Genomic DNA, 12,803 nt, shown 5'->3' on the forward strand with positions numbered 1-12,803 from the left:
ACGATGAGCACTGTCAGGGCAGCCGCCGTCCAGATCGCACCGGATTTATCCTCCGGCGCGGGCACCGTGGACCGCCTCGCGGACGCGGTGGCGGAGGCCGCCGGGAAGGGCGTCCAACTCGCCGTCTTCCCGGAGACCTTCGTCCCGTGGTATCCATACTTCTCGTTCGTCGAGCCGCCGGTGAAATCCGGCAAGCCGCACCTGCGGCTTTATGAGGAAGCCGTGCAGGTCCCCGGACCAGTCACCAAGCGCTTCTCCCAGCTCGCCGCACGACACCGGATGGTCCTCGTCATCGGGGTCAATGAGATCGACGGCGGCTCCCTGTACAATACCCAGCTCATCTTCGATGCCGATGGCACGCTGCTGCTGAAGCGACGGAAGATCACGCCAACCTTCCACGAACGCATGGTCTGGGGCCAGGGAGATGGCTCCGGCCTGCGCGCCGTGGATTCCAAGGTCGGCCGCATCGGTGCCTTGGCCTGCTGGGAACACTACAACCCTCTAGCACGCTACACGCTGATGGCGGATCGCGAGGAGATCCACTGTGCGCATTTCCCGGGCTCGATGGTCGGCCAGATCTTCTCCGATCAAATCGAAGTCACCATCCGTCACCATGCGCTCGAAGCCGGTTGCTTCGTCGTGAATTCGACCGGTTGGCTTAGCGATGCCCAGGTCGCGGAAATCACTCCGGATCCTGCGATGCAAAAGGTCCTCCGCGGCGGCTGCTTCAGCGCGATCATCTCACCGGAAGGCCAGCACCTCTGCGAGCCGATCACGGAAGGCGAGGGGATGGCCATCGCCGACCTCGACATGTCCCTCATCACGAAGCGCAAGCGGATGATGGACTCCGCCGGCCACTACGCCCGCCACGACATCTTCACCCTGCTCGTGGACAAGACCCAAAGAACCGCCCTTCACGAAACCACTCATGAACGAGTTCTCCAACGCGTTGCTGTCGAAGAAGCAGTTCCTGCTCTCTGAGCTGCAGTCCTTCGGCGTCCGCCTCACCGACACCTCTGGTGCGCCGAGCCGCAGCGGAGGAGCGGGCCCGACAGATCACAAGGCGCTCACCGTGCTCGGCACCACCATCATGGTGCCGGTCCACACCCGCGGCGCGGCGCATTCACCCTACACCGTCGGCGCACTTCAGCATGGAAAGGCCCCGCTGTTCCGCGATGGTGAACCGATGGGTGAGGTGCAGTTTCCTCCGGAGCCGAAATTCTACGGACTTAGTACTTCCGATGGCATCCCGTATTGGAAGATCGCCCAGCTTCACTCGCGGGACGTCATGGCGAGCACTGTATTGCAAACCTGCATTCGCTACGGGAACTCGTCCACCAAGTGCCAGTTTTGCGCCATCGGCGAATCCTTGAAGGCAGGTCGCACCATCGCGAAGAAGACCCCCGCCCAACTCGCCGAAGTCGCCGTCGCAGGCCGTGATCTCGATGGCATCCGCCAGGTCGTCCTCACCACAGGCACCCCCGCCACCAGCGACCGTGGCGCTGCCATCATGGCCGAGAGCGCCCAAGCCGTGAAAGCCGCCAGCGGCCTGCCCGTTCAAGTCCAGTGCGAGCCGCCCGCCGACTTCTCGTGGTTCCGCCACATGCACGACGCGGGTGCCGACAGCCTCGGCATGCACCTGGAAGCCTGGGACGAAGACGTCCGCCGCGTCATCATGCCCGGCAAGGCCGAGGTCCCAGTGTCCTTTTACCTCGAAGCCTTCGAGTCCGCCGTCGGCGTCTTCGGCCGCGGACAGGTCAGCACCTATCTCCTCGCCGGCCTCGGTGACACCGCCGAGGGCCTGTTAGAAGCTTCCCGCGTTCTCATCGCCCTCGGTGTCTATCCCTTCATCGTGCCTTTCGTGCCCGTCACTGGCACCCCGCTTGCCGGCCATTCACCACCATCCGCCGACTTCATGCGCGCCGTGCTTCCGGAAGTCGGACGCATGCTCGCCGAAGCCGGCATGACCTCCGACACCGTCAAAGCCGGCTGCGCCAAATGCGCCGCCTGCTCCTCACTCTCCAGCTTCGAGAACAAGAAGTCCATCTGCGCCGCCTGATCCCATGCCAGAAACGCCTTTCACCGTGGAGCTTCCCGATGGCTCCCTGAAATACTGCTACTCTCCGTCTTCCGTCGTCAGGGACTACTTCACCGCCGGAGACACGCTTCGCACCGACGAATTCCTTCGCAAGGCCCGCGCCTCGCTCAGCGAAGCCTCGAACCGCGTTTTCGCCAAGTTCGGCTTCTCCTGCTCTTCCGCCGCCAGCTCGCTGGAAGAGATCGAGCACTGGGCCTCCGCCCTGCCACCTGAATCGACCGTTCGCATTCACTCCATCTAACAATCATGTCCTTTCCCGAACATCGCCGCACCGACGTCGCCATTATCGGCGGCGGCCAGGCTGGCCTTTCCGTCAGCTATTGCCTCAAGCAACGGGGCATCCATGACCACGTCATCTTCGAGCGCCATCGCATCGGCCACTCGTGGCGTAGCGAGCGCTGGGACAGCTTCTGCCTCGTCACTCCGAATTTCCAATGCCGCCTGCCCGGCCATCCCTACGATGGCGATGACCCCGAAGGCTTCATGGTGAAGGACGAGATCGTCGCCTACATCGAACGCTACGTCGCGAAGGTGAAGCCTCCCATTCACGAAGGCGTTTCCGTCCAATCCATCGAAGCGCACGAGGACGGCTTCCTTGTCACCACCAGCGAATGCACCTGGATCGCCGCACAGGTCGTGATGGCCATCGGTGGCTTCCACAAGCCGATCGTCCCGCCTGGCACCGAAAACATCCCGGACTCCATCTTCCAGATTCACTCGGTCGCCTACCGGAATCCCGAACAGATCCCTGCGGGCGATATCGTCGTCGTCGGCTCCGGCCAATCCGGCTGCCAGATCGCCGAGGACCTCCACCTCGCCGGCCGAAAGGTCCATCTCTGCCTCGGCAATGCCCCGCGATCTCCCCGCCAGTATCGCGGCAAGGACGTCGTCGCCTGGCTGGAGGACATGCGCTACTACGACACCCCGATCAGCGCCCATCCCGATCCCGCGATGGTCCGTGACAGCACCAACCACTACCTCACAGGACGCGATGGCGGACGCGAGATCGACCTGCGCCGCTTCGCCCTCGAAGGCATGGGCCTCTACGGCTACGTCGACGGCATCGATGAAGCGGGCTTCAGCCTGCGGCCCAATCTCAAGGAACGCCTCGATGCCGCCGACAAATCCTACGTCGGCATCCGCAAGCGCATCGACGAATACATCGCTGCACAGGGCATCGATGCCCCGGAAGAACCCGTCTACGAACCCTGCTGGCAACCTGAAGAGGAGCCACAACGCCTCGACTTCTCCACGAAAGACGTCGGCGCCATCATCTGGTCCATCGGCTTCCGCTCCGACTTCAGCTTCGTGAAGTTCCCGATTTTCGACGAACGCGGCTACCCGCGCTACGACCGCGGCGTCACCGAAGTCCCCGGCCTCTATTTCATCGGCCTGCCCTGGCTGCACACCTGGGGCTCCGGCCGCTTCGCCGGCGTGGGCCCGGACGCCGAGCATCTCGCCGACCAGATCCACCAATCGCTCACCCGCAAGCCGTCACCTGAACTCGCAGGCATTGTCTGAAATCCAGCACGCCAACTGCTTCTCTTCAAAGCTATGATCCTCGAGCCCTTTCCACCGGCGCTCCCTTACGACTTCGTTTTCAAGCTCGCCCGGGATTCCCACGATCTGGAGGGCTACCACAAGCTGCGACGCGAGATCTTCTGCGAGGAGCAGCACGTCTTCGAAACCGACGACCGCGACCTCTTCGACGAGTCCGCCATGCCCATCGTCTGCAAGTCACTGATCGCCGGCATGGAAGACACCGTCGTCGGCGTGGTGCGCATCGATGAACGCTCATCTGGACTCTGGTATGGCAGCCGTCTCGGCGTTTCCTCCGGCTTCCGACGCCTGCGCCACATCAGCCCCGGTGTCGCCGTGAGAAACCTCCAGCCTTGCTACGCCGCACTCGGAGCCCTCGGTGCCGGTCTCATCTACAAAGCGGTATCCACCGCCTGCGCGCTCGGCTGCCATGAATTCCTCGCCACCGTCCAACAGCAGAACGCGCGCTTCTTCCAACGCCTCCACTGGCAGCCTTTGGAAAACATCATGCTTCACGGCCTGCCCCACGTGCTCATGCGCGCGGATCTGAATCACTACGCCGCCGCGAAGAAAGTAGCATGACTGCAGCCCCTCCAGTCTCATTGCTGGAAGAACTCGCCCGTTTTCTCCAGCAGCATCCCGCCGTTCGCGAGAAGGCTTGCATCCACGAGGTGTATGCTCCCGCGGAAAGCGTCGCAGGCATATCCCGTCTCGGCGACGACTGCGCTGCGATTCCCGATCCATCCACCGGCGGACACCTGCTGTTCGCCGCGGAAGGCATGCTCGATTCCTTCGTCCGCGATGACCCATGGTTCGCCGGCTACTCAGCCGTGATGGTCAATCTCAGCGACGTCGCCGCGATGGGTGGCACTCCCATCGCCATCACCGATGTGCTCGTCACCCCCGACATGGCGTCGGCAGAGGAAATCTGGGCCGGCATGCGCGCCGCGTCCGAGACCTACGGCGTTCCCATCGTCGGCGGCCACACCACCTTGGCAAAGGTCGACTCACCCCGCCTCTCCGCTGCCGTCTTGGGCAGGGCAGGGGAAGAGCTGCTCACTTCCTTCGATGCCAAGCCCGGCGACGCTCTCGTTATCGCGATCGACATGCGCGGCACCTATCGCGGAAACAAACCCTTCTGGAATGCCAGCACCGGCTCGCCACCTGATCGTCTCCGAGGCGATCTCGCCCTCTTGCCCCAGGTCGCCGAACGACGGCTCTCCCTCGCAGCCAAGGACATCAGCAATGGCGGCATCATCGGCACCCTCGCCATGCTCGCCCACTGCTCCGGCGTCGGAGCGATCCTGGACCTCGCCCATTTGCCAAAACCCGACGAGGCAGGGTGGGAGCGCTGGCTGGTTTCCTTTCCCAGCTTCGGCTTCCTGTTCGCGGTGCCGCAGCCCCAGGTGGCAGAACTCGCCGCCCTTTTTGCATCCCGTGACCTCGCCTGCGCCCCCATCGGCCATTTCACGGAAAACCCGGATCTCGTTCTAACGGACGATTCGGCCCGGGTCGTGCTCGATTTCGGCTTGGAAGCCTAAACGGGCGAGCAAGCCCCGCTTGGGCTTGCAATCCTGTGCACTCCCGCGAGCCTCATGGCTGCCATGGCAGACCAACCCGGAAGCACCCCGCGACTGCGATCTCTCGATGCCCTGCGCGGCTTCGACATGCTGTGGATCACCGGCTTGGCAGACCTTTTCCTCCAGCTCGCCAAGGTCACCCAATTCCCTCGGCTGGAAGCCTTTGCCGTGCAGCTCGAGCACGTCGAATGGGACGGACTGCGCGTTTACGACCTGATTTTCCCGCTATTCATGTTCCTGTCCGGTGTGGCGGTGCCCTACGCCCTAGGGAAGAAGCGCGAACGCGGTGATTCGCGAGGTGCCTTGCTCGCCGGCGTGTGGAAGCGGGTCCTGATTCTGGTCCTGCTAGGCATCGTCTACAATGGCGGACTACAATTGAAGTTCGAGTCCCAGCGCTACGCCAGCGTGCTTGGCCAGATCGGTGTCGCCTATGGCATCGCGGCGAGCATCTTCCTGATCACCTCGACTTGGAGAGCCCGGGCCATCTGGTGCGGCGGGATCCTTGTGACGATAGCCGGCCTGCAGCTCTTGTTTCCGGTTCCAGGTCATGGTGCGGGCGTGCTCACTCCGGACGGCATCGTCAATGCCTGGCTCGACCGGTTGCTGTTGCCCGGACGATTGCATGGAGGTGTCTTCGATCCCGAGGGAATCCTGTGCGCCTTTTCCGCCGCGGCACTCACCCTTGGCGGAGTATTGACCGGCGAACATGTGAAAGACTCGGGGCCGCCGTCACACATGACCGCCGCCCGGTTGTTAGTCGCAGGAACGTGCTTGCTCTTCGCCGGCTGGCTATGCTGGAAGTTCGGCTATCCGCCGATCAAATCGGCGTGGACCACCACCTTCAATCTGCTCGCGGGCGGCATCGCTCTCTGGCTGTTCACTGCCTTCCACCTCTTCATCGATTTCCGCCCGCAGTCGAAGTGGAGCTTCCCGCTCGAAGTGATCGGCATGAACTCCCTGACGATCTACCTCACGGAGAGGGTCTTGTCGTTCCCTGAGATCTCGGAGTTCTTCTTCGGCGGCATCGCGCAGTGGTGCGGCAAGTGGCAAGAAGTCGTCCTCATCGTCGGTATCCTGGTGATCGAGTGGCTGCTGCTCTATTTCCTGTGGAAGAAGCGGGCGTTCCTGCGGGTGTAGCATCTTGAAATACGAAGGCACACTGGGAACGCGGAATTCATTCCGCTTCACCGGTCCTGCGAACCTTCCTTGCCGGCGGAATAAATTCCGCGCTCCCCGTCAGTCACTTCGCCGACGCCTCGTGAAACGCCTTCCGAATGTCCGAGCCATCCGAGTTCGGCAAATCCGCGCGCTGGATCAGCAGCAGGTGAATCCGCTTCTTCACCGGATCGATCCACGTCTGCGTACCATACGCGCCGCCGTGGCCGAAGGTTCCCGGTGAAAGCGTCGCGGCCACGCCCTGCGGCTCGCGAATCACACACCAGCCGAGACCCCAGCCGTTGCCAGGCGTGAAGCCGGTTTGCAGATCACCGCTCTGCACCGTGGTCATCTGCTTCACCGCCTTCTCGGAGAGATACCGTTTCCCATCGAGCTCGCCGCCGCGCAGGATCATGCGGGCGAATTTCTCGTAGTCCGCCGCAGTGGAAAACAGGCCGCCATTCGCACGTGGATAGCGATCATGGCTGGTGATCGGCTTGTTGCCGAGGAACATCAGGCCGGTCTTCTGCAGCTCACCTGCCTCGGTGCGCTTGTAGGCGGTCGCGAGTCGCTTGGCCTGCGCCTCGGTCGGATAGAAAGTGGTGTTTTCCATGCCGAGCGGCTGGAACAGGTGCTTGTCCAGGAAGTCGGGAAACGCCTCCCCGGACACCACTTCCACCACGCGCGCGGCAGTATTGATGCCCGTCTGGCAGTACTGCCACTTCGAGCCCGGCGCGAACTGCATCGGCTTCGCCACGATCAGCGGCATCAGGTCCTTCAGCGTGGCGATGTCACCGGACTCTTGCGGCGTCACCTCGGCCAACCCCGCACTGTGGGTCAGGCAGTGTTTGATCGTCACCACGACCTCCTTGCCATCGGCATCCTTCAGGCCCTTGAACTCCGGCAAATACTTCGACACCGGATCATCCACCGAGAGCTTGCCCGCGTCCTGCATCATCAGCACCGCGGTCCCGGTGATGGGTTTCGACATGGAGGCGATCCAGAACAAGTTGTCAGCCTCCATGCTCGCCTTGTTCTCCAGGTCAGAGAAGCCATTCGCGCCGAGGTGAATCGTCTTCTGGTCATCGGCGACCAGCGTGACCGCTCCGGAGATTTCCTTCGCAGCGACCATCTTGTCCATCGCCTCGCTGATGTTGGGGTTCACTTGGGCGAAGGCGGTGGTGGCGAGAAGGGAGAGAAACAGGATGGGTTTCATGAGGAGAGATGGCAGATGGCAGATGAAAATCAGCAAGTGAGAGCGCGAAAGGAAGGATCTCTTCCATCTACGATCTGCCATCCACCATCTCCCATCTATTTCTTGTTCGGATCGTAGAAAATCCTCACCTCGGCTTTTTCGCCGCCGAGGAGCTGTTGGGCACGCTTGAGGGCGTCACGGGTGGAAATATTCGGGTTGCTCGGCTTGTTGAGGAAGATGTTGCTCTCGCCAGCCTTGCGGTCGGCGCCCTCCTGCACGGTCGCCAGCACCCCGGAATTCTTCAGCACCCGATACACCTCGCGGGTCGCCCCCGAGACCAGCAGGTGCCGGTCGTTGGCGCGCATGAACTTCACCAGATCCTCCAGCGCCAGCACCGAGGTCGCGTCGAGATGGCGCGCGTTCTTCAGCCGCAGGATCATGATCTTCAGCGATTCATCCGCCGCGGAGCGCTGGATCTGGGTGCGGAAGAGCTCGGCCGCACCGAAGAACAGGTCACCCTCGACGTGCACGATCGAGATCGCCGGGTTCGGGCGCTGGCGTTTTTCACCCATCTGCCGGAGTTCACCCGCATCGCTGAACTCATATTCCACCAAGTGTGGCCGGCTCGCCTTCCTCAGAAACAGGGTGATCGATAGCGCGACGCCGATGAAGATCGCCACGTGCAGTGGTGCGATCAGGGTGGAGATGAAAGTAACGATCAGCACCGCCGCATCGTCCGGCGTCGAGCGCGCGCAGACCCGGATGTTGTGGCGATTGATCAGCGCCAGCGCGATGCCGATGATCAGCGCCGCCAGCGCCGCCTTCGGCACATAGTCGATCAGGGAAATGCCGCCGAGCTTTGGCAGCCACGCGATCAGCAAGGCAGCGGACAGAACCAGCGTGCCCGAATAGATCGAGGACATTCGCGTGCGGGCGCCGGAGGAGAAATTGAGCGTCGAGCGCAGCAGCGATCCGGAAGCCGGCATGCCACCGGCGATGGCGGACGCGAAATTCGCCGCACCCACCGCGAACATGTCCTGGTTCACATCCGCACGATCGCCCGAGCGCGAGGCGATGGTCTTCGCCATCAGCGTGTTTTCCAAGCACGCGAGGAAGGCTACCGCGAGCGCGACTGCCACCAGCGACGAAATGTCCTCGAAGATCCCGGGACGCGCGAAGTGGGGCAGGGAAGGCAGCAGATCTTCCGGCGTGAAGGTGCGGAAGCGTGCGGCGTTCGCAAAGGGAGCCACACCTTTCTGGATCAGCGAGCCAAAGACGGCCGAGACCAGGATCAGGATGATCGCCAGATTCGGCCATCGCGGTCTCCAGCGCTTCATCAGCATGAACAGCGCGAAGGTCGTCCCCCCGATGATGATCGGCCCCAAGTCCGCATGCGGCAACGCCCGCACCAGTGCATCCGCCAACCCTACGAAGCTGCGCGGCCTCTCCTGATCCACCTCGAAGGCGATGCCTAACAGGTGCTTGAACTGATTGGTCACGATCAACACCGCGGCACCTGAGACATAGCCGACGAGCACCGAGCGGGAAACATACTGCAGCAAGTCGGCCACGCGCAGGATCGAGCCCAGCAGGCAGAAGATCCCGACCATCATCACCAGCAGCGGCACCAGCTGGGTCTCACGGGCGGCGAGCGCCGGTTCCACGGCAAAGAAGCCGAAGAGCATGAAAGCCGTCGCATTGGTCGGCCCAAGGATCGTGTGGCGGGATCCGGCGAACAGCGGCGCTATGATCGAGGCCGTCGCCGAGCACGCGATGCCGAAGACGATCGGCAGCTCGGCGATCGCCGCATAAGCCATGCCCTGCGGGATATCCAGCAGCGAGACATTCAACGCGGCCTTGCCATCCGCGCGGAACTTCTCGCGATCGTAGCGCCGCAGCGTGTGGAGGATGGGCAGCAGTTCCAGCTTTCCCCCGCGGAAGAACTCGCCGACGCGGCGAGCGATCCGTCGGGGCTGGAAATGCGAGCTCATGAAATCCTCATCATCAGCGGAAGCGGGCGCGGCGCAGCAGCACCAGTCCGAGCACCACGCTCACCACGTTCGGCGCCCAGGCTGCAAGCTGTACACCGGTGTGGCTCTTGCCGCCAATCAATCCGCAGACGAAGTAGGCCACGCCGATCAGCAGGCTGAGGATCAGGCCGGATGAAGTATCCTTGCGGCGCGCCTTGATGCCAAGCGGGATGCCGATGAAGGCAAACGCGAGACAGGCGAAGGACGAGGCGAAGCGCCGGTGGATCTCACCCTCGTAGTTCGCGATGAATCTTGCCGAGTCGATGGCCAGCGTCGTCTTGAGCTTGCTCCGCGTATCCTCCAGCTGTGGCTTGTAGGCTACCCCCTTGCTTTCCAGCTCCTTGACTTGCTGTTTGAGCGCCGCGACTTTTCCCACTCGATCTATCTGCGACTGTTTCAGCTCCTGGATCGTTTCGCGGATGGCTGCGATGCTCATGGCCGCCGGATCATCCTTGGTCATCCGGGTTTCATACGGCAGCACCACTGGCACGGATTCCTCTGCCAGCACGATCTGCGGTCTGCCCTTGTCGTCCGGCGCCGCATCATCGTCTGCCTTGGCACCGGTCAGTCCGGTGCTTCCGCCAGACGTCATGAACATCGCGTCGTAGAGGTGCAGCCGGAACTGCTTGTCCTCTTCGTCGATCACGGCCTTCGCCCTCATGGCATGGACGTAAATGTCGCGAGCCTCCGGATCATCGGGGTTGGCCACCTTGAAGAGATGGAAGCCCTGCATTGTCGAGCCATCGGACTTCTCGATATAGGCGCGCACATCCTTCAGGCTTTCCTCGAAGCGAGCCAGGCCATCCTGTTCGGCGGCAGCACTCAGCATGCTCCGCGGATCCATCGCGAAAGCCCGCATCTTGATGTTCTTCGAGATCGATCTCGCCCACGGCGCAACCTCGAGATTCAGCCACAGGCAGCCACCGGAAAGCAGGGCACCGAGCACGAACACCGGCAGTGAGATCCGGCCCAGGCTCATGCCAGCCACGCGGAAACCGGTGAGTTCATTCTCCGAGGACATGCGGCCGAACACCAGCAGCACCGCCGAGAGGAAGGCCCAGGGGATGGTGTAGATCAGCGCGAAGGGCAGCGTGGCCACCAGGAACTCGCCAATGATCGAAAGCGGAGCACCAAGTTCCACCACGAGCATTCGCAAGCTCTGGAACAGGCTGCCCATCACCAGGATCGTGCTCAGCAGCAGGATGGCGAAGAGCGTCCCTACGAGGACTTGGCGGCCGATGTAGCGGTCGGAGAGACGCATGGGTGCGTACAGCATGATTCGCCTCAGGCACCCTGTCTAGCGGGAGTTCCGGTGGTGACATTGGCTATACTCAGCGGGTGTATCTACGAAGGTTATTCACAGAACTCACTAACAGTTAGTGAATCCGGCCGAAAGTCCTTGCCCCGTCCGACTCTCTTGCTTTCCTCCACCGCGAATTCGCCCGGACGAGCCGGCCGGACTCTTTCACAAAAATAGCACGCGGTATGGGGTTTGCTTCCCCTGCCGTTCCTCCCAGCCAGCCCGCAAAAATCACCACATGCTTATCGATCCGTCCCGCGGCGAGTCCGCCGATGCCCAGCTCCAATCCCGTCGCGGTGCCCTCTGCACCCTCGGAGCCGGCGCTCTCGCCCTGCTAGCCACCACTGGCTCCGCCTCCGCCTTCTTCTCAAAGAAGCCTGGAATGTCGATCTTCACCCCGTCTGCCCCGGTCGACTTCAGTGACCTGCCGCAGGATTGGGTGACCCATCAGGGCGGCGAGTTGAAGGCGTATGCCGACTTCCTCGCGAGCCTGCGACTTGAGCGGTTGACGCCCCACCAGGTGATCGCATCCCACGCGAAGCAACGCGGATCGGTTTGGAATTCTCTCCCGCCACGCACGCTGTGGCGTCAAATGGCTCCCACCCTGCGCGTGATCGACCGCGTCTCGGCCCAGCTCGGTCAGCCGGTGAAGGAAGTCGTCTCCGCCTACCGCGCCCCGTCTTACAATGCCCGCTGCCCCGGTGCGAAGTCCGGCTCCTACCATCAGGCCAATGTCGCCATCGATGTGGTCTTCGATGCCTCACCCTCGACGGTCGCCCAGACCGCCCGCACCATGCGCTCCAGCGGACTGTTCCGCGGCGGCGTCGGTCGTTACCCGACCTTCACGCACATCGACACCCGCGGCCAGAACGTCGATTGGTGAGTTGTTAACCAGCGGCCATCTGCCTTTCAGCACCAACGGTGCGTCATCCCTCAGCCCAGCCCATCGGGCTGGGTAGCAGATGCAATACTCACGAAGGGCTGAAGGCCCGAAGCACGGTGGGCAGCCGGTAATCTTCACTCCACTCCCGCCCGCTCAAGGTCCTTCGCCTTGCGCTGGCTCACCGTCTCGAACTGCTCCTTCCACGCCGTCGTGGTCTTCCGCGACGTCGGCATCACATCTAACAGCGCAAGCGCCGAGTCGCACGCCGCCGCTGCCTCCTTGAATCGTCCGGCACTCTCCAGGATATCCGCTCGCTGTAGCGAAAAAGCCACCGACGGCCGCAGCCGCGCCGTCATCGCATCCACACGGCGCAACGCCGAGTCATAGTGCCCGAGCGGCACTTCCATCTCGATCGCCTTCTGGTGCAGCCCGGTGAATACCCCGAGCTTGGCCAACCCTTGATCAAGCACCGCGATCGCCTCCACCTTGTCACCCCGCTTTTCCAACCACGCGGCGCAGGTCAGCACGTCGCCCGGCGATGGCTTGGGCGAAAGATCCAGCGCCTGCCGCATCGCGGCGATCGCCTCGTCATGATTGCCTTTCTCTTCTTCCACTTCGGCGAGGAAGAGCAGCCCCGGCACGAACTTCGGATGCTCTTTCACAAGCTCAGCAGCCTTGGCACTCGTCGCCGCGTCCTTTTCGGTGCGACAAGTCCGGGCGTCTAACAGCAGATTCTCCGGCTGCTTTGGATCCAGCGTGAGCAACCGGGCGACCACCGGCCGCGCGAGTTCAGGATGACTGGTCGAAAGGAAAAGCCCGGCCTTCTGGCGCAGCACTTCCTGGTCATCAGGTGCCTTCGCCAGGTGCTCCTCCAGCTCTGCCAGTGTGTGGCTTGGATCGGGATGCGCCGAAAGCGTGAAGGGTAGCAACAACGCTGCGAGAACCGGCAGGGACAGCTTCATCGGGATGGATGGAAAAAGAAGTGCGCCGCGGCACCCAGGGGAGGGCAGGGGAGCCGCGGCG

Annotated in this window: 12 protein-coding genes; 8 read left to right on the forward strand and 4 right to left on the reverse strand. The window is 62.7% G+C overall.

The features are described 5' to 3' along the window. Positions 1-3 precede the first annotated feature (3 nt). From WKV53_RS07650 to WKV53_RS07680, 7 genes are all read left to right on the forward strand, one after another. On the forward strand, positions 4-981 hold the full coding sequence (locus WKV53_RS07650) for a Nit6803 family nitrilase (protein ID WP_341403874.1): 978 nt from the start codon (positions 4-6) through the stop codon (positions 979-981). Then, a complete protein-coding gene (locus tag WKV53_RS07655) occupies positions 929-2,059 on the forward strand; it encodes an MSMEG_0568 family radical SAM protein (protein ID WP_341403875.1) in 1,131 nt (376 codons plus the stop codon). The genes WKV53_RS07650 and WKV53_RS07655 overlap by 53 nt, the downstream gene beginning before the upstream one ends. Before the next feature lie 4 nt (positions 2,060-2,063). Continuing rightward, positions 2,064-2,339: an MSMEG_0570 family nitrogen starvation response protein gene (locus tag WKV53_RS07660; protein WP_341403876.1), complete on the forward strand. Its 276-nt coding sequence runs from the start codon at positions 2,064-2,066 to the stop codon at positions 2,337-2,339. 5 nt (positions 2,340-2,344) lie between these two features. Further along, positions 2,345-3,619 (forward strand): MSMEG_0569 family flavin-dependent oxidoreductase, encoded by a 1,275-nt coding sequence (locus tag WKV53_RS07665; protein ID WP_341403878.1) that lies wholly within the window; start codon positions 2,345-2,347, stop codon positions 3,617-3,619. Between the two features lie 33 nt (positions 3,620-3,652). Continuing rightward, complete coding sequence (locus WKV53_RS07670; RefSeq protein ID WP_341403880.1) at positions 3,653-4,219, forward strand: MSMEG_0567/Sll0786 family nitrogen starvation N-acetyltransferase; 567 nt, start codon at positions 3,653-3,655, stop codon at positions 4,217-4,219. Then, positions 4,216-5,178: a sll0787 family AIR synthase-like protein gene (locus tag WKV53_RS07675; RefSeq protein WP_341403881.1), complete on the forward strand. Its 963-nt coding sequence runs from the start codon at positions 4,216-4,218 to the stop codon at positions 5,176-5,178. The genes WKV53_RS07670 and WKV53_RS07675 overlap by 4 nt, the downstream gene beginning before the upstream one ends. 63 nt (positions 5,179-5,241) lie before the next feature. Continuing rightward, on the forward strand, positions 5,242-6,354 hold the full coding sequence (locus WKV53_RS07680) for an acyltransferase family protein (protein WP_341403883.1): 1,113 nt from the start codon (positions 5,242-5,244) through the stop codon (positions 6,352-6,354). Positions 6,355-6,457: 103 nt separating this feature from the next. Here the strand turns inward: WKV53_RS07680 and WKV53_RS07685 are convergent, their stop codons facing one another. From WKV53_RS07685 to WKV53_RS07695, 3 genes are all read right to left on the reverse strand, one after another. Further along, positions 6,458-7,588 carry a serine hydrolase domain-containing protein gene (locus WKV53_RS07685; protein WP_341403884.1) on the reverse strand — a complete coding sequence of 377 codons (1,131 nt, stop codon included), beginning with the start codon at positions 7,586-7,588 and terminating at the stop codon, positions 6,458-6,460. 95 nt (positions 7,589-7,683) lie between these two features. Further along, a complete protein-coding gene (locus WKV53_RS07690) occupies positions 7,684-9,558 on the reverse strand; it encodes a SulP family inorganic anion transporter (RefSeq protein ID WP_341403886.1) in 1,875 nt (624 codons plus the stop codon). Between the two features lie 13 nt (positions 9,559-9,571). Then, the gene (locus WKV53_RS07695; protein WP_341403889.1) at positions 9,572-10,873 is read right to left on the reverse strand and encodes an LptF/LptG family permease; all 1,302 of its coding nucleotides are present in this window, start codon (positions 10,871-10,873) and stop codon (positions 9,572-9,574) included. A gap of 262 nt (positions 10,874-11,135) precedes the next feature. Here WKV53_RS07695 and WKV53_RS07700 point away from each other — a divergent pair, with 262 nt between their 5' ends. After that, positions 11,136-11,780 (forward strand): D-Ala-D-Ala carboxypeptidase family metallohydrolase, encoded by a 645-nt coding sequence (locus WKV53_RS07700; protein WP_341403891.1) that lies wholly within the window; start codon positions 11,136-11,138, stop codon positions 11,778-11,780. Positions 11,781-11,914: 134 nt separating this feature from the next. On the opposite strand, the gene WKV53_RS07705 is transcribed toward WKV53_RS07700, so the two are convergent. After that, complete coding sequence (locus tag WKV53_RS07705) at positions 11,915-12,742, reverse strand: tetratricopeptide repeat protein (RefSeq protein WP_341403893.1); 828 nt, start codon at positions 12,740-12,742, stop codon at positions 11,915-11,917. Positions 12,743-12,803 lie beyond the last annotated feature (61 nt).

The sequence above is a fragment of the Luteolibacter sp. Y139 genome (assembly GCF_038066715.1).
Lineage (GTDB): Bacteria > Verrucomicrobiota > Verrucomicrobiia > Verrucomicrobiales > Akkermansiaceae > Haloferula > Haloferula soli.

Bases quoted from the DNA above. Each gene is read 5' to 3' on its own strand.
- WKV53_RS07685 (WP_341403884.1), bottom strand. From the start codon at position 7,588: ATGAAACCCATCCTGTTTCTCTCCCTTCTCGCCACCACCGCCTTCGCC.
- WKV53_RS07675 (WP_341403881.1), top strand. From the start codon at position 4,216: ATGACTGCAGCCCCTCCAGTCTCATTGCTGGAAGAACTCGCCCGTTTT.
- WKV53_RS07670 (WP_341403880.1), top strand. From the start codon at position 3,653: ATGATCCTCGAGCCCTTTCCACCGGCGCTCCCTTACGACTTCGTTTTC.
- WKV53_RS07660 (WP_341403876.1), top strand. From the start codon at position 2,064: ATGCCAGAAACGCCTTTCACCGTGGAGCTTCCCGATGGCTCCCTGAAA.
- WKV53_RS07705 (WP_341403893.1), bottom strand. From the start codon at position 12,742: ATGAAGCTGTCCCTGCCGGTTCTCGCAGCGTTGTTGCTACCCTTCACG.
- WKV53_RS07700 (WP_341403891.1), top strand. From the start codon at position 11,136: ATGCTTATCGATCCGTCCCGCGGCGAGTCCGCCGATGCCCAGCTCCAA.
- WKV53_RS07655 (WP_341403875.1), top strand. From the start codon at position 929: ATGAACGAGTTCTCCAACGCGTTGCTGTCGAAGAAGCAGTTCCTGCTC.
- WKV53_RS07680 (WP_341403883.1), top strand. From the start codon at position 5,242: ATGGCAGACCAACCCGGAAGCACCCCGCGACTGCGATCTCTCGATGCC.
- WKV53_RS07665 (WP_341403878.1), top strand. From the start codon at position 2,345: ATGTCCTTTCCCGAACATCGCCGCACCGACGTCGCCATTATCGGCGGC.
- WKV53_RS07650 (WP_341403874.1), top strand. From the start codon at position 4: ATGAGCACTGTCAGGGCAGCCGCCGTCCAGATCGCACCGGATTTATCC.
- WKV53_RS07695 (WP_341403889.1), bottom strand. From the start codon at position 10,873: ATGCTGTACGCACCCATGCGTCTCTCCGACCGCTACATCGGCCGCCAA.
- WKV53_RS07690 (WP_341403886.1), bottom strand. From the start codon at position 9,558: ATGAGCTCGCATTTCCAGCCCCGACGGATCGCTCGCCGCGTCGGCGAG.